Origin of the sequence: Brevundimonas sp., assembly GCF_016742135.1 — a bacterium.
Classification (GTDB): domain Bacteria; phylum Pseudomonadota; class Alphaproteobacteria; order Caulobacterales; family Caulobacteraceae; genus Brevundimonas.
This window is the reverse complement of record NZ_JACVCG010000003.1, coordinates 340348-356125: the sequence shown is the minus strand read 5'-3', so window position 1 is coordinate 356125 and position 15778 is coordinate 340348. Positions and strand designations below refer to the sequence as shown.

Annotated in this window: 15 protein-coding genes, 1 tRNA gene and 1 pseudogene; 3 read left to right on the top strand and 14 right to left on the bottom strand. The window is 68.2% G+C overall.

The window, feature by feature from the left end:
• Nucleotides 1–10 precede the first annotated feature (10 nt).
• From phnE to IBJ06_RS08565, 7 genes and pseudogenes are all read right to left on the bottom strand, one after another.
• Nucleotides 11–835: a phosphonate ABC transporter, permease protein PhnE gene (gene phnE, locus IBJ06_RS08595; protein WP_292159425.1), complete on the bottom strand. Its 825-nt coding sequence runs from the start codon at nucleotides 833–835 to the stop codon at nucleotides 11–13.
• A 174-nt stretch (nucleotides 836–1009) separates the two neighbouring features.
• Nucleotides 1010–1870: pseudogene (gene phnD / locus IBJ06_RS08590) on the bottom strand (phosphate/phosphite/phosphonate ABC transporter substrate-binding protein); the annotation flags it as partial.
• Entirely contained in the window at nucleotides 1867–2676 is an 810-nt protein-coding gene (phnC, locus tag IBJ06_RS08585) for a phosphonate ABC transporter ATP-binding protein (RefSeq protein ID WP_292159225.1), read from the bottom strand. The pseudogene phnD and the gene phnC, both read right to left, overlap by 4 nt.
• A 176-nt stretch (nucleotides 2677–2852) precedes the next feature.
• On the bottom strand, nucleotides 2853–4634 hold the full coding sequence (locus IBJ06_RS08580; protein WP_292159223.1) for a PAS domain-containing protein: 1782 nt from the start codon (nucleotides 4632–4634) through the stop codon (nucleotides 2853–2855).
• Nucleotides 4635–4843: 209 nt separating this feature from the next.
• Nucleotides 4844–5524 carry a TMEM175 family protein gene (locus IBJ06_RS08575; protein WP_292159221.1) on the bottom strand — a complete coding sequence of 227 codons (681 nt, stop codon included), beginning with the start codon at nucleotides 5522–5524 and terminating at the stop codon, nucleotides 4844–4846.
• 124 nt (nucleotides 5525–5648) lie between these two features.
• A tRNA-Gly gene (locus IBJ06_RS08570) sits at nucleotides 5649–5723 on the bottom strand.
• A 118-nt stretch (nucleotides 5724–5841) separates the two neighbouring features.
• Nucleotides 5842–6624: an SDR family oxidoreductase gene (locus tag IBJ06_RS08565; protein ID WP_292159220.1), complete on the bottom strand. Its 783-nt coding sequence runs from the start codon at nucleotides 6622–6624 to the stop codon at nucleotides 5842–5844.
• Nucleotides 6625–6683: 59 nt separating this feature from the next.
• Between IBJ06_RS08565 and IBJ06_RS08560 the strand changes: the two genes are divergently transcribed.
• Nucleotides 6684–7082, top strand: a complete 399-nt coding sequence (locus IBJ06_RS08560; RefSeq protein WP_292159218.1) for a YkvA family protein — start codon at nucleotides 6684–6686, stop codon at nucleotides 7080–7082.
• Here the strand turns inward: IBJ06_RS08560 and IBJ06_RS08555 are convergent.
• On the bottom strand, nucleotides 7079–7801 hold the full coding sequence (locus IBJ06_RS08555; RefSeq protein ID WP_292159216.1) for a 2OG-Fe(II) oxygenase family protein: 723 nt from the start codon (nucleotides 7799–7801) through the stop codon (nucleotides 7079–7081). The two genes, IBJ06_RS08560 and IBJ06_RS08555, sit on opposite strands and share 4 nt — an antisense overlap.
• Nucleotides 7798–8799, bottom strand: coding sequence for an NADPH:quinone oxidoreductase family protein (locus IBJ06_RS08550; protein ID WP_292159214.1), 1002 nt, complete (start codon nucleotides 8797–8799; stop codon nucleotides 7798–7800). Before IBJ06_RS08550 ends, IBJ06_RS08555 begins: the two co-directional genes overlap by 4 nt.
• A 129-nt stretch (nucleotides 8800–8928) precedes the next feature.
• Here IBJ06_RS08550 and IBJ06_RS08545 point away from each other — a divergent pair, with 129 nt between their 5' ends.
• Nucleotides 8929–9804 (top strand): isoaspartyl peptidase/L-asparaginase, encoded by an 876-nt coding sequence (locus tag IBJ06_RS08545; protein WP_292159212.1) that lies wholly within the window; start codon nucleotides 8929–8931, stop codon nucleotides 9802–9804.
• A gap of 2 nt (nucleotides 9805–9806) precedes the next feature.
• Here IBJ06_RS08545 and IBJ06_RS08540 read toward each other — a convergent pair whose 3' ends face one another.
• The 3 genes from IBJ06_RS08540 to IBJ06_RS08530 form a co-directional block, all read right to left on the bottom strand.
• Nucleotides 9807–10631: a serine protease gene (locus IBJ06_RS08540; protein WP_292159211.1), complete on the bottom strand. Its 825-nt coding sequence runs from the start codon at nucleotides 10629–10631 to the stop codon at nucleotides 9807–9809.
• A 9-nt stretch (nucleotides 10632–10640) separates the two neighbouring features.
• Nucleotides 10641–11084, bottom strand: coding sequence for a DUF350 domain-containing protein (locus tag IBJ06_RS08535; protein WP_292159208.1), 444 nt, complete (start codon nucleotides 11082–11084; stop codon nucleotides 10641–10643).
• Between the two features lie 1147 nt (nucleotides 11085–12231).
• Nucleotides 12232–12555 (bottom strand): metalloregulator ArsR/SmtB family transcription factor, encoded by a 324-nt coding sequence (locus IBJ06_RS08530; RefSeq protein ID WP_292159206.1) that lies wholly within the window; start codon nucleotides 12553–12555, stop codon nucleotides 12232–12234.
• Between the two features lie 85 nt (nucleotides 12556–12640).
• On the opposite strand from IBJ06_RS08530, the gene IBJ06_RS08525 reads away from it, so the two are divergent.
• A complete protein-coding gene (locus tag IBJ06_RS08525; protein WP_292159203.1) occupies nucleotides 12641–13636 on the top strand; it encodes a hypothetical protein in 996 nt (331 codons plus the stop codon).
• Nucleotides 13637–13642: 6 nt separating this feature from the next.
• On the opposite strand, the gene rlmN is transcribed toward IBJ06_RS08525, so the two are convergent.
• Both rlmN and galU read right to left on the bottom strand, forming a co-directional pair.
• Nucleotides 13643–14797, bottom strand: coding sequence for a 23S rRNA (adenine(2503)-C(2))-methyltransferase RlmN (gene rlmN, locus IBJ06_RS08520; RefSeq protein WP_292159201.1), 1155 nt, complete (start codon nucleotides 14795–14797; stop codon nucleotides 13643–13645).
• 102 nt (nucleotides 14798–14899) lie between these two features.
• The gene (galU, locus tag IBJ06_RS08515) at nucleotides 14900–15778 is read right to left on the bottom strand and encodes a UTP--glucose-1-phosphate uridylyltransferase GalU (RefSeq protein ID WP_292159199.1); all 879 of its coding nucleotides are present in this window, start codon (nucleotides 15776–15778) and stop codon (nucleotides 14900–14902) included.

Below are 15778 nucleotides of genomic sequence, written 5' to 3'. Positions count from 1 at the left end.
GCTGACGCCCTTAAAGCAGACGTTTGCGCATGGCTTGTGACAGCATGTCGATCAGGGTCACCGCCACGATGATGATGATGGCGATGGTCGAGACCGTATTGTAGTCGAAGGCCTGCAGGCTTTCGAACAGCACCTGGCCGATGCCGCCCGCGCCGATCAGGCCCAGCACGGTGGCCGCGCGGCTGTTCGATTCGAAACGGTAGAGGGCAAAGCTGGTCCACAGGGGTGCCACCTGGGGGATCACGCCCCAGGCGATTTCATGCAGACGCCCGGCCCCGGTGGCCTTGACCCCGTCGATGGGGCCGGAGTCGATCGATTCCACCGCTTCCGAGAACAGCTTGGCCAGAACGCCCGCCGTATTCAGGCCGATAGCGAGCACCCCGGCCAGCGGCCCCAGACCCACGGCCACAATGAACAGGGTGGCGCTGACCAGATCGGGAATCGACCGCAAAAGGTCCATCAGACGCCGGACCGGCCAGACCAGCCAGGCGGGGGCCAGATTGCGCGACGCCATCAGGCTGAGCGGCACGGCGAGGAACACCGCGAGGAAGGTGCCCCAGAGGGCGATCTGGACCGTCAGCCACATCTGGCCGACCAGAATCTTCCAGTCCGAGAAATCAGGCGACAGGAAATCGCGGCCGTAGTTGCGCATGTTCTCGGTGTTGGAGAACAGATTGCCGAGGTTCGGCATGTCGACCCGGCCGAAGCTGGCGATCAGGATGATGGCCAGACCGCCCCATAGCAGGATGTCCAGCGACCAGGCGGCCGTCGATTTCTCGGGCGGCGGCGGCACCGTGGCCGGGTCCCGCGACACGGGCGCGGCCGGGCGACGCATATTGGCGAGCAGGGCGAAGACGATCAGCAGGCCGATCAGGCCGAACGGCCCCCACTGGCGCGCCATCTGGACCAGATTCACGGGCGCCGGCGGGGCCACCTCGGGGGGCGTACCCTCGCGGCGGGCCTGATCGGCCTTCATTTCGCGGATCGGGTTCAGATAGCTGTTATCGGCAGCCCGGAACTGGGAATAGTTCAGCCTCTGCATGACCCGACGCTGGCGATCGGCCTCGGGGCCGAACCCCTGACCATAGCCGGTGAAGAATTCGGCGATCTCGAGCTTGAGCCAGCGGGGCAGGTCACCTTTCACCAGAATGCCCGACTCCGGGATCGGCGGCGATTCCCAGATGACCTCGATCTGGGAAGCGATCTGCGGATTCTGACGATTCAGGAAGACGGTGTTGACCGAGTTGGAGGTCGCAACATCCACCTGGCCGTTGGCGATGGCGAAAGAATTGGCCTGGTGGTTGGCGGATCGGACCGTGGAAAAGCAGGTCCGGGGATCAATGCCGCGCGGGCTGAAGAAATAGGTCATCGGCGCCAGCGTGCCCGAGGTCGACTGGGCGTCACCGAGGCCGAAATTCAGCGAGCGATCGCACCGCTCGACGTCGGCAAGGGTGATGCCGGAACCCCGCCGCACGACCAGGGTAGAGACATAGGAGTCCTTGCCCTCGAGATCGACGGTCCGGGCGATGACCTCGGCCCCGGCGCGGTCGATGGCCTGGACCGCCGGCAGGGCCGAGAACCAGCCGATCTGGGTCTGGTTGGCGCTCATCGCCTCGACCAGCACCGAATAGTTGGAGCCGAAGCGGGCCTCGACCGGAATGCCCAGGGCCCGCTCCAGATCCTCCAGAAGGGGTGTCCACAGCGGCCCCGAGGACGCCTGGCCCTCGGCCGACAGGACCGAAAAGACCAGCTTCTTCGGCGCATCGGGTCGGGTGGGGGCAGTCTGGGCCTGAACGGGCAGGCTGAGCGAGAGGACAGCCACAGCCGCGGCGAGGGCCGGGACCACACGGGCGAGAAGCGCGCGGATCATACCTTGGTCTCCCAGAAGGCATCCTCGAACTCGGGGCCGTAGATCTCCACCAGCCGGTCGTGATCCAGACCGGTCGAGGGCCCGTCATAGACCAGCTTGCCGGCCTTGAGCGCGATGACCCGGTCGCAATAGCGCAGCGCATAGTCGACCTGGTGGAGGGTCACCAGCACCCCCATACCGTCGCCCTTGTTCAGCTCGACCAGCATTTCCATGACCTTGCGGGCCGAGACGGGGTCCAGCGAAGCCACCGGCTCGTCGGCCAGGATGGCGCGGGCCCCCTGGACGATGGCGCGGGCGATGGCACCGCGTTGCTGCTGGCCACCCGACAGGGTGTTGGCGCGCTGCGCGGCATAGTCAGCCACGCCGACGCGGTGGAGGGCCGCCATGGCGCGCGTGCGATCTTCCTGCGGCCACAGCCCTAGCAGACCCTTCCATGCCGGAATGCGGCCCAGCGCCCCCAGCATGACATTGCTGAACAGGCTCAGCCGCCCCACCAGATTGAACTGCTGAAAGATCATGCCCAGCCGCGAGCGGGCACGACGCACGGCCCCGGTCGTCCGGCCATTGACCTGGACCGTCTCGCCGAACACCTCGATCCGCCCCCCGGAATCGATGTTCACCAGCCCGGTAATCGAGCGCAGCAGCGTCGACTTGCCCGAGCCCGAGGGGCCGATAAGGGCGACCATCTCGCCCGGTTGAACCGACAGGGAGACGCCATCCAGCGCCTTGCGGGTGCCAAAGGTCTTGGACACGTCCCGCACGGACACAAAGCCGGTCGGGTCGGCGGAAGCAGCGGAGGAATTCATGAGCGGGCTGTTCGTGGTTAGACGGACGCCCGGGACGTGGCGCAGCCTGCGCACGGGCAGGCCTTAATGGCAGGCGACGGCCATGCCGTCCAGACCGGACCGGCCGGATCGGCCCTTTACCGCTTCGATCCGCGACCGCTCGTCGCGGGATCGGGCCATTTGAGCTTTTTTCCGGGTCAGCCCGCGCCAGTCTGCTCCGCCGAAACAGGCTGATCCGCCGGCGCCTCGGGCAGGGACAGGCTGACCTCGGCACCGCCTCCCGGCGCGCGGTCGATCGACAACCGGCCCCGGACCTGCCGTGCGAACGCATGGGCCTGGGCCAGGCCCAGACCCTGGGCCCCCGGCCTGGTGGTAAAGAAGGGCTCGACCGCGCGGGCCCGCGCCTCATCGGAAAAACCGGGGCCGCTGTCACGCACCGACAACAGCCAGCCGCCTTCCATCTTCGGCTCCAGACGGACAGCGACCGAGCCCTGCCCGTCGACCGCCTCGATGGCATTGGCCACCAGCGCCCGGACGGCGCCGTCGAACATTACGGGGTCCAGCCGCACCGGTGCCGGTTCGGCCGGAACCTCGACCATCAGATCGACGCCGGGGCCGACCTGGGTTCGCAATTTTGTTTCCAGCCCCCGCAGGAGCACCGCGACATCCATGATCTGAACAGGCGAGTCATCCTCACCCTCGCTGAAGGCCCCCAGGCGGCGGGTCAGGGTCTCGCCCCTTTGGCCGGCGGCCAGGGCCGCCTCACCCAGCCGACGAATCCGGGAGGGGTCGTCGGCCTGCTTCAGCATCATGTCGAGCGCGCTGGTCATCACCCCGATCAGGGCGTTGAGGTCGTGGACCAGTCCGCCGGTCAGGCGGCCGACGTCGGCCAGCCGCTGGCTACCCTCGCGCTCAAACCGGGCCTCGGCCTCAAGGCGGCGCAGGGCCTCGCGTTCGCCGTCCAGCTCGGCCCGCACAGCCACCAGTTCGGCCTCAAGTTCGGCCTGGCGCGCCGTCGCGGCATCCAGCTCCGCGGGATCGATCTGCGGCATGGCCCCGACCGGCTGCCCGGCCTCCGCTTCACGCCGCTCTCCCGCCAGCAGAAGGGCCTCGGCCCGGCCCTCTTCGTCGGTCAGAGGCAGCATCCGCCAGCGCACCTCGCCCGCCTCGATGACCGGGGCCTCTTCGGGAGAGACCCTGAGAGCCATGCGCATGGCCTGATGGGCCGCGCCGCGATCGGCCTCAGCGAGGAAGGCGTCGACAAACGGCCGACCGACCGGGGCCGCTGCATCCTGCACCAGGCTTTCCGCGACCGGGTTCGCTTCACGCACCTGACCGTCCGCATCGACGACGACGAGGGCGCTGGAGGCGGCCTCGAACACACGCCGCACATAGCCCGGATCCGCGACCGGCTCGGCCGCAGGTGTTTCGATCTGGGGCGTGGTCAGACCTTCGGTCTCGACGATGGCGGCCATGGAGCCGACCACCTGGCCGTACTCATTCTCGATCGGCATGGCGGTGACCGAGACCAGCATGGTCTTGCGGGTCGCCGGATTGGCCAGCAGGTGCTGGAAGCCCTTGACCGTCTGGCCCCTCAGCGCACGCGCGCTCGGCAGAAGGTCGGGCGGGACGGGCCGACCGTCGGGGAAGGTGATGCCCCAGGTGGCCGAATGGAACCGCAAGCCCAGCAGCTCGGCATCGCGCCGGCCCAGCAGCTGGTGGGCGGCCCGGTTGGCAAAGACGAACTTGCCCTGGTTGTCCGTCTCGACCAGTGCCACAGGCACGGCGTTCAGGGTTTCGAACAGGCGCTTGTCGGCGCTCTCGGCGGCCTTCTGCACCAGATCGAGCTCGGAGGAGGTCGAGACGTGGCGGACCCTGTGGGTCACGGCATGCCACGCACTGAACAGGGCCACACAGACCGAGACGCCGGTCACGGCCCACAGCACCAGGGTCCAGTTCACCTCACCTTCCAGAAACATCGACGGCCTTGATCCCGTTTTGAAGCAGTTGCGCGGTTCGGACACGACACCGTGCAAGAGGCGAACCGGTTCCGCGTCCGCTCCCCCGCAAGGCGACTAGACCGCCGCCGCGGCCGGGTCCAGCGACCCGTGGTCACGATCGGGCGAGTTCGCGGCGGGCTCGGAAAATCCCGGGTCCGGTCGGCGGGGGATCCTGGAGGTGCCGGCCTCTAGGTCCCGTCCTGTCCGGGATCGGTCGGCCGACTGATCCGCCAGTAGTAGAGGCCGATGCCGGCCGGGATCAGCCAGTAGGCGAAGCCGGGCAACCAGGGCATACGCGCCAGAAGCGGCAGTGCGGCCAGTCCGGCCGAAACCAGGCCCGTTGCTGCGCACAGGACCCAGATGTCGCGGGCGCGGACCAGCGCCATACGGGCGGCGGCATCGACCGCATCCGGCCGGGCCACATGATGCAACAGGGCATAGAGGCCGCTCAGAACCGCAAACCCCAGCCCATAGACGACATAGATGCCCCGAAGGTCTCCGAGCGTTGAAATCCGGTCGCGCCCGGGGATCAGCCCGCCCGTGGCCCAGCTGGCGCCGGTTTCCGCCAGCAGGCGTAGCGGAAAGACATAAATCAGCACCGTGAAGACGATCATCAGGCTGATGAGGGTGATGGCACCGTCGCGCGCGGCGGTCATGCGCCCGAAGCGCCGGTGAGCCGACCAGAACAGGGCCAGCAGGGCAAAGCCCACGGCAAAGGCTGGAATCCGGCCCAGTGCCGCGCCCATGTCTGCATAGCTGCCGAGCGGTTCGGAACCGGAAATGACCAGAAGGGTGAGGGCAAAGGCGAAAGACGCGTCCACGAAGGCGTCCAGACGGCGCGCCGCGACCTCATGCAAGGATTCAGACATGCCGGCCCCTCCCCGGCAGGGAGGGTGTTCCGCAATGCTCCGGGGATCAAGAGGCTGCGGACAGCCGTCGGGTGGCCGAAACGAAAAAAGCCCGGCGCGGGCCGGGCCTCTTCCGATCTGCGACTGGAGCGGGCGAGGCGATTCGAACGCCCGACCCTCACCTTGGCAAGGTGATGCTCTACCCCTGAGCTACGCCCGCGCTTCAGTCGAGGCCGGGCGTATAGCCGAGCACGGGCGGTGGCCGCAAGAGGGAGAACGCAAATTGCTACGATCCCGCGCTCAGGCAGCGAGCGTTCGCGACGCGAGCGGTAGCGCGCTTATCTCGGCGCCAGCCGAATAGCGCCGTCGAGCCGGATGCACTCGCCGTTGATATAGACGTTCTCGGCCAGATGCAGGGCCAGGGCAGCGTAGTCGGCCGGGGTGCCGAGGCGGCTGGGGAAGGGGATGGCCGCGGCCAGGGCGTCCTGGATCTTCTGGTCCATGCCGGCCATCATCGGCGTCCACATGATGCCGGGCAGGATGGTGTTCACCCGCACCCCCTCCTGGGCCAGATCGCGGGCCACCGGCAGGGTCATGGCATAGACGCCGCCCTTGGAGGCTGAATAGGCCGCCTGGCCGATCTGGCCGTCCTGGGCCGCAACCGAGGCGGTGTTGATGATCAGGCCGCGCTCGCCGTCGGCCATGGGCTCGGCGGCGACCATGCCCAGCGCCGACTGGCTGAGCACGCGGAAGGTCCCGAACAGATTGATGCGGACAGTGCGCTCGAAGCTGTCCATGTCATGGGCGCGCAGTTCGCCCGTGTCGCGCTTGCGGCTGACGGTCTTCTGGCCGGTGGCAATGCCGGCGCAGTTGACGGTCAGGCGTTCCTGACCGTGGGCGGCGCGGGCCTTCTCGAAGCCGGCCGCGACATCGGCGTCCGAGGTGACGTCGACCTTGCAGAAGACCCCGCCGATCTCGGCCGCGATCGTCTCGCCCGCCTCTTCGTTCAGGTCGAACAGGGCGACCCGCACCCCTTTCGCCGCCAGCGCCCGGGCCGTGCCCTCGCCGAGGCCGGAGGCGCCGCCGGTCACGACAGCGGCGATGGAGGAGTCGAGTTTCATGGGGAATCCTTTGTCAGATCGGGATTGAACCGGAGGGGGTCTGCGACGATTTAGGGGGCATGGTCCGTCCTGCCAAATCCTCATCGTCCGAAATCGCCCGGGGCATGGCCCTGATCCCCCGCATTGACAAGGTGGATGAGGTCCGCGTCGAACGCCGGTTCTGGCCCCGGCTGCGGCGTAACCTGGCGCGGATCCCCTTCGCCGACCAGTTGCTGAGCGTCTATTTCGCCGCGCGCGACCCCGAGACCCCGACCCGCGCGAAGGGCATGATGCTGGCCGCCCTGGCCTATTTCGTGCTGCCGGCCGATGCCATCCCGGACGTTCTGGTCGGCATCGGCTTTACCGACGACGCGGCCGTGATCGCGGCGGTGATCGCCATACTGTCGGCCCATATCCGCTCCCGCCACCGTGAGGCCGCCCGTCTGGCGCTGGCCGAAATGGCCCGCAGCCGGGACTAACCGCCTGGCGGGCGCGTCCGCCACCAGCCGGTGATGGAATAGCGCGGCGCGCCGGCGAACGGAGCCACCATGGAGACGGCATGGTCCTGGGGAACCCGGAACAGGTTCAGCGTGCCGAATGACGGAGTGAAGGTCTCGGTCACGGCCCCCTCCCCGTCGAGGAACATCAAGAGGCCGCCCCATTCCGCCCGCCAGCGCGGTGACAGGTTCAGCACATAGGCATAGAGCCGCCCGGCATCCTCATGCGAGTCTGTGTGGCCGTTGAGGAAATGCCCCGGCAGGTAGCGCGTCGGCTGGGCATCGACGTAGGTGATCCGGTCGTCGCCGGTCAGGTGGCGGGCCATGGCGAGGAAGGCCTCGCTGTTGAACAGGTCGTGCAGCTCGAACAGGACCGGTGGCAGCGGCAGGCCCATGGCCCGGGCCTGGCCCAGCTTGATCCGGTCGAAGATGAACTGGAAGCCTTCGGTCGCCTCCTCATGAGCCATACCGTAAAGCCGGGCCTGCTCGGCCAGCGGCTCGGCTTCAAATACGGCGACCGGCACATCGGCGTTGTAGGGGTTCTGGATGGCGCGGTTCCAGACCATGTCGGGCCCGGTCAGGGCCTCGTGCAGGACTCCCGCCCCCTCACCCAGCAGGCCGGGGACCCGGGCGCGGCCGGTGGCGGCCAGCCGCGCGGCCGCACTCGTCAGGTCAAGGTCCGGGGCGAGGGCAAGGGTCACGGCCCGACCGTCACCACGATCTTGCCCATGGCCGAGCGGTCGCCCAGGGCCTGAATGGCCTCATGCGCCTTGTGCAGGGGGAAGGTGCGGCTGACGCGCGGGCGGATCCTGCCCTCGCTCCACAGCGTCATCAGGTCGGCCATATTGGAGGCGTGGCCCTTGGGGTCGCGCATGACGGCGGCGCCCCAGAAGACGCCGATCACGGCCACTGACTTCAGCAAGGTCAGATTGAGCGGCAGGGACGGAATGCCGGCGGGGAAGCCCACCACGAGGTATCGCCCGCACCAGTCCATGGCCCGGAGCGCCGGTTCGGCATAGTCGCCGCCGACCGCGTCATAGATGACATCGGCGCCGTCGCGCCCGGTAGCCAGTTTCAGCTCGCCCGACAGCTGCTTCTGCGCCGCCTTGTCCATGGGGCCGGAGGGATAGATCAGGCCGTTGTCGGCCCCCAACTCGAGCGCGAACTGGACCTTGTCGTTGGTGGAGGCGGCGGCCACCACGCGCGCGCCCATGGCCTTGCCCAGCTCGACGGCGGCAGCGCCCACGCCGCCGGCCGCGCCCAGCACCAGCAGGGTCTCGCCCGCCTGCAGCTTCGCGCGGTCCTTCAGCGCATAGTAGCTGGTGCCATAGGTCATGATCAGGGCGGCGGCCGTCTCGAAGTCCATCTCCTTCGGAATGGGGATGACGCTGGCGGCGGGCACGGCGATCCGCTCGACCAGTCCGCCCCAGCCGGGCACGGCGATGACCCGGTCGCCCTTGTGGATGCCCTTGACGCCGTCGCCGATCGCCTCGACCACGCCCGCCACCTCGGCGCCGGGGGCGAAGGGCCGCTCGGGCCGGAACTGGTATTTGTCCTCGATGATCAGGGTGTCAGGGAAGTTGATGCCCACGGCCTTGACCTCGATGACCACCTCGCCGGCCTTGGGCGTCGGGTCCGACACCTCCTCGACCACCAGGGTTTCCGGGCCACCGGGGGCCTTGGACAGGACTGCGCGCATGAAGAACCTTTCGGCGTGGGAGAGGGCGGGCAGGGTGACGGCTTGCCACCCCGGTCCCCGGGACGGTAACGCTCCGGCCCCGAACTGGAAAGACAGGAACCGGCCCGACCGGTCCGCGGAGACCCCGAGATGATCCGACCCGCCCTGATCCTGCACGGAGGCGCCGGTGCCCGGCGCAGCCGCGACTATGCCGCCGAGCGGGCCGACATGGCCGAGGTGGTGCGCGCCATGCAGGCCCGGCTGGAGGCGGGCGAGGCCGCACTGGACGTCGCCGTCGAGGCGGTCTGCCTGCTGGAGGACTCGGGCCTCTATGTCGCCGGGCGGGGTGCCTCGCCCAATCTGGACGGGGACTATGAGCTGGACGCCAGCCTGATGGACGGGGCCACGGGCCGCGCGGGGGGCATCGCCGCCCTGCAGGGCTTTCGCAATCCGGTCAGGGCCGCGCGCGCCGTCATGGACCATACCCCGCACGTCCTGCTGGTCGGCGAGGGCGCGCGCCGCTTCTGCGAGGGCCAGAAGCTGGAGCCGGTTCCGGGCGGCGATGACTGGTTCACCCGGGCCGGACAGGGCGAGGACAACCATCCGCCCGGGACACTGGCGCACGGCACGGTCGGCTGCTGCGTGCTGGACACAAAGGGGCGGCTGGCGGCGGCGACCTCGACCGCCGGGGTGTTCGGCAAGCTGCCGGGCCGGGTCGGCGACACCCCCCTGCCCGCCAGCGGCACCTGGGCGGACGGCCATGCCGCCATCTCCTCGACCGGTCAGGGCGAATACTTCATCCGCACGGCGGCGGCGGCCCAGGTCGCCTGGCGCGTCGCCTCGGGCCAGACGGTGGCCGAGGCCGGGCAGGCCGTGATCGACGCCATCGGCACCCTGGGCGGGGACGGCGGTCTGATCGCGCTCGACCGCGAGGGGCACCACGCCGACCCCTATAACAGCCAGGGCATGAAGCGGGCCTGGCTGACCCCCGGCGGCGAGATCGGCGTCGCCGTCTTCGACGACTGAGATCAGGCCGGCAGGCAGACCACCTGGGCGACGCGCAGGTCGCGGCGGAGGGCGTCGGCGACCCGGCCGTAGTTGACCAGGGTGACAGGCTCCGGGAGGGGCCGGGCATCCCGGTCGGGCATGCCCCGGATGGCGGGCCCGAAGGTGTCGGGGGCGGTGGTGTAGACCCGGCCCCGGCGCGGCGCCTCGGCGATGGTCACGCCCAGCACCCGGCCCTGACGATCCAGCACCGGCGCGCCGGAGAGGCCCGACAGGGTGCCCTTCAGCCCCGCCGTCCGACCGACCTCGGCCCAGGCCAGCACGGGCTCGTCGCGCTCGCCCCGGCCGCGCACCCGGAAGGTCTCGCGGCCCAGCAGGCGCGAGGTGACCTCACCGGCCCGGCCCTGGGGATAGCCGGGGTGGAAGCCACGCTGGCCCTTGCGGAGCTGCGGGTTCTCGACCACCGCCAGCGGATCCGGCCCGCCCTCGGTGATCAGAACGGCGATGTCGGCCCGGGGCGCGAGGCGCAGGCTGGCTGCCACGGCACGCCCCCCGCCGACCATCAGCGCCGGCTTGCGGCAACCCTCGACCACGTGGCGGGCCGTGACCCACCGGCCCTTGCCCGCGATCGAGAAGGCGGTGCCCGAGGCGGGCTGGAAGGGAATGTCCGGCGCATTCAGGGTGATCGCCGGATCGAAGGGGGTGATGGGCCCCAGAAGCGCGCCCTCGACCCTGTCCGGGGCGGGCGGCGGCGGCGGGGTATAGACTTCCTCGCGGCGGTCCAGGGCCCAGATCAGGATCGCTATCGACAGGAGACCGTAGAAGGCCCAGTCGGTCAGTCGGCCCATGCGCGCCCCCTAGCCCGCGAGGGCCGCGCCGAGGATCAGGGCGGTCGCCAGCTTGGCCCCGACCAGCAGCACGGCGGCCGAGACCTCGCCGTCGCGAATGCGCTGCGGTAGGCCGGTCAGCAGCATGTCGACCAGGCGGAAGACGAACAGCTGCAGCACCACGGTCGCCACGCCCCAGATGACGATGTCCCGGATCGAGGTCGAGACCGACAGGCTGATGGCCAGCGGAATGGCGAGGCCTGTCAGCACCCCGGCAAAGGCCACGGCGGCGGCGGAGTTCCCCTCGCGGATCAGGGCGACCTCCTTCCAGGGGGTCAGCAGGGCATAGAGGGTGGCCCCGACCACCAGCAGGGCGATGGTCACCGCCAGATGGATGATCAGCACCGGAAAGCCCCGGGCAAAGGCCTGGACTTCGGGACTGGTCAGGACGCTGGAGAGGGACGAGGAGTCCATGGAAGGGGTATGCGGGGCCTGTGGATCACGGAGGAAAAACCGTCCCCCGTCCTTGCCCCAATCCAGCCCCAATCCGCAAGCGCCGCGGGGCCACAGTCTGTGACGAAAGGTTACGGTCTGAACCGTCTGAACCGTCTGAATTCGGGAAAAGACCGTCTGAATGGTCTGAATGGTCTGAATCGTCTGAAATGGCGCTCCTCATCACCTCTCCGCTTTGCGGGGAGGTGGCGCGGCGCGGCAGCGCCGTGACGGAGGGGGCGGCGTGGAGGCTGACGATTGTGCGCGCTCCTGTGTTCTGACGGCGGCGGCGCCCCCTCCACCCTCCTTCGCCCTTCGGGCTTCGGACGGTCCCCCTCCCCACCTTCGGTGGAGAGGTGATGTGCGGAAGCGCCTCTCGCCCGGGGGGCAGAGGATGGAGGGCAGGCGGAGCGCCGGGCCTTCGCCCGGAGTGACTGAATAAATACCGTTTCGACGAAGACAGACGCCCCGCGCAGACGGTTTTCCAGGAGCTTGCGTCGGGTGGCGGTGTTATCGCCTTACCGCAGCGCCCCCGGCGGGCAGGGGTGTCCTGCGACACCTCCCGGGCGATCGAGTATCCCCCTCGACCCAGTGTTTTGGGGCCTACCGTTCGCGCCGCGGGCGCTCACTGCTTGAGGCCCGAGGTCTGATCGGCGGTGTCCCGGCAACCCCGCTCCATCCGCTCCCGCCGCCATAAGGTCGCAGGCCTTACGAGCCCTCCGCGCGACGGGACGCTCTGAGGATTGCACAGCTCGCGACCTGGTCGGGAAGAACGATGCGAGACACGGAAGGGGCGTTGAAAGGGTGGGGGAATTTGTGGGCGGCTATCATAGTTGCTGCCTTCGACCCATCGTCATCCTCCGACTTGATCGGAGGATCGGTCCGGGCAGGCGACCAGCCGTTGCGGGTGACACCGATCCTCGGGTCAAGCCCGAGGATGACGAGGATTCCGTCTCCTCCCTGACGAAGTCGGGGAGGTGGCGCGGCGGCAAAGCCGACGTGACGGAGGGGGTCTTGAGGGCGTGCGCGCGGTGAAGAACCCCTCCACCCTCCTTCGCCCTTCGGGCTACGGACGGTCCCCCTCCCCACCTGCGGTAGGGAGGAGACAGGCGCGGACTGCCCCAGGGCGTTAGTCCGGCGGGGACCGGGGCGGCTTGGCCGCGAGGGCGGCGCTTTCCTTCTTGAGGGGGCGCGAGACGGGGCAGACCTCCTGCACATAGCCGTTCAGGGTGTTGGCGAGCGCGTCGGCCACCAGCCGGTAGTGGACGAACTGACCCTTCTTCTCGCTGGTGACCAGCCCGGCATTCTCGAGCACCGACAGGTGCTGGGACACGGCCGGTTTGGAGATTTCGAACCGGCCCGCGATCTCGCCCGCCGTCAGGTCGGCATGAGCCAGATAGGCCAGAATCTTGCGCCGCACGGGGCTGGAGAGGGCTTCGAACACACGTTGCATCCCTGAGTATTTAAGCGATTTGCTAAGGGCTTGCCAGCGGCATTCGTGTGTGTAAGCTATTACTTAATTACCAAAGGGCGAGAGCATGAAGCGAACCACCTCAATTCCTGTCTGGCCGCTCATTGCCGCGTACGCGGCCGCGATCCTCGTCAGTGCGGCAACAGGCTCGGGTTTCGCCCCTCGGGTCTTGCCGATTGCGATCATCTTCACGGCGATTCTGGCTTCGATTTTCGGGATACCTGCCTATTTCGCCTTCCGCTCGCGTTTGCCCGCCGCCTGGTGGGCGCCACCCATCGTGGGTTTTGCGATCGGCGCGGTGCCGGCCTTTCTCCTGGCCGTTGCTGGAACACCCGACTTCGCTTCTTCCGGTGGCGTCGTCACGGTTCAGGACGGAGCGCTTACCCCGGCCGGCTGGGAGCAGGCCATGACTTTCAGCCTCATGGCCGGATTGCCCGGCGGGGCAGGCGGATTGGCCTTCTGGGCCGTGCTGAAGGCCTCCGGTGCTCTTGACGAACCGGCCTCCAAAACGTGGAGGCGCCATTTGGCAACCGTCGTTCTTGGGTTTGCTGCAATCGGAACCGTGGCAGCCTTCATGACGCCCACGCTGATTATGGATCGCTCCTGCCACAACCCCATGCGAGACGGCCGAACATCTCTCAGGCCCGAACTCTCGGCTGCGCTTGATGTTGGCCCTTCGGAATGGCCAATCGTCGAAGCTGTTATGGAAGCGTTCGCCAAGGAACACGACTGGTCATTTCGGAAGCACATCTCCGGAAATGTAGACACCTACGCCGCGTTCCAGATGTCGGCCTGCAGCGAAGACGGAACCTACTTCATGGTCTTGCAGCACCACGCCAACCCCGACGCATTTCCTCGTCGAGAGGCGGAGGCGGGGCCTGACACCCGGTTCAACTATCCCATGAGGGTTTCGATCAATCAGCCGCAAGGCGGGAACAGCTGGCGAGGGCCGGCCCACAACCTCCTTGATCGATTGGAGGAGCGTTTTGGCGATCGGATAACCTACTCTGACGGCAAAGGTCGGACCGTGCCGCGCGAAGAGGCTGAACGCGGAGCAGAATAGGGGGCGTCAGGCCGCGTCCTGCTCCGCCTTTCGAAGCGTAGACGCCCGGACCTTTTCGCTTTCGGACTTGAGCTGGCCGCAGGCGGCGAGGATGTCGCGGCCGCGGGGGGTGCGGATGGGGCTGGCGTAGCCGGCCTTGTTCAGGATGGCGGCGAAGCGTTCGATCGTCTTCCAGTCCGAGCATTCATAGTCAGTGCCGGGCCAGGGATTGAACGGGATCAGATTGATCTTGGCCGGAATGCCCTTGATCAGATTGAGCAGGGCGCGGGCCTCCTCGGGGCTGTCGTTGACGCCCTTCAGCATGACGTATTCGAAGGTCACGCGGCGGGCATTCGACAGGCCGGGATAGGCGCGGATGCCGGCCATCAGCTGGTTGAGATCATACTTCTTGTTCAGCGGGACGAGCACGTCGCGCAGGGGGTCGTTGGTGGCGTGCAGGCTGATGGCCAGCATGGCCTGGGTGCGCTCGCCCAGGGCCTGCAGCTGGGGCACCACGCCCGAGGTCGAGACGGTGATGCGGCGCCGCGAGAGGGCGATGCCCTCATTGTCCGAAATGATGTCGATGGCGTCGGCGACGTGGTCGAGATTGTAGAGCGGCTCGCCCATGCCCATGAAGACGATGTTCGACAGGCGGCGGTCTTCCTTGGGCGAGGGCCATTCGCCGAGGTCGTCCCGGGCGACCTGGACCTGGGCCACGATCTCGGCCGCGGTCAGGTTGCGGACCAGCTTTTGCGTGCCCGTGTGGCAGAAGGTGCAGTTCAGGGTGCAGCCGACCTGTGAGGACACGCACAGGGCGCCGGCCCGGCCCACATCGGGAATATAGACCGCCTCGATCTCGATGCCCGGAGCGGTGCGGATCAGCCATTTGCGGGTGCCGTCGTTCGACACCTGGCGCTCGACGATCTCGGGCCGGGCGAGGGTGAAGGCGGCGGCCAGTCTGGCCTGCACATCCTTGCCGATGTTGGTCATCAGCGAGAAGTCGGTGACACCGTAGTGATGGATCCAGCCCCAGAGCTGGCTGGCGCGCATCTTCGCCTTTTCCGGCGGGCAGATGTCGGCGTCGATCAGGGCCTGACGCAGGCCCTCGCGCGTCAGCCCCGAGAGGTTGACGGGCGCTGTGGCTTGCGGCCGGGCGCGGGAAAGATCGAGCGTGATGCTCACGGGAGCAATCCTGTCGAAGGGGGCGGGACGGGCGGAAAGGCGGGGCTTATACCACAGAACCCGTCACGATTAAGGCCCCGGGGCCCCACCGGGGCCAGAGCCCTACAGCAGGGCCGAGATGGCCTCTCGCGCCGCCTCGCCGAGGTCGGGGCGTTTCAGGGCCAGGGCGACATTGGCGCGCAGCAGGCCGATCTTGTCGCCACAGTCGTGGGTCACGCCCTCATACTCATAGGCGGTGAAGGCCTGGTCCTGCATCAGGCGGGCCATGGCGTCGGTCAGCTGGATCTCGCCGCCGGCCCCGCGACCCTGCGTGGCCAGCAGGTCGAAGATCTGCGGCTGGAGGATGTAGCGCCCCGAGATCGACAGATTGGAGGGGGCCTCGCCGCGCGGGGGCTTCTCGACCATGCCCTTCATCGAGATGCGGCGGCCATGGCGCTCGGCCGGATCGACGATGCCGTATTTGTGGGTGTCGGCCTCGGGCACCTGTTCGACGCCGATGACATTGCCGCCGACCTCGGCATAGACGTCGGCCAGCTGTTTCAGGGCACCGGGCTGACTGTCGACGATGACGTCGGGCAGGATGACGGCAAAGGGTTCGTCGCCGATGATGTCGCGGGCGCACCAGACAGCGTGGCCGAGACCCTTGGGCTGCATCTGGCGGGTGAAGCTCATCTCGCCGGCCTGGGCCAGTTCGGCATTCATCATCTCGAGGATGTCGGTCTTGCCCTTGGCCTCCAGCTGGGCCTCCAGCTCGATCTGGTGGTCGAAATAGTCCTCGATGGCCTGTTTGGCGCGGCCGGTGACGAAGACGATGTGCTCGATCCCCGCCTCGCGCGCTTCCTCGACGATATAGCTGAGGATCGGCCGGTCGACGACGTTCAGCAGCTCCTTGGGCGTGGTCTTGGTGCCGGGCAGCACCCGGGTGCCGAGGCCGGCGACGGGGAGGACGGCCTTGCGCAGGCGGGCGGGGGTGGCGGTCAT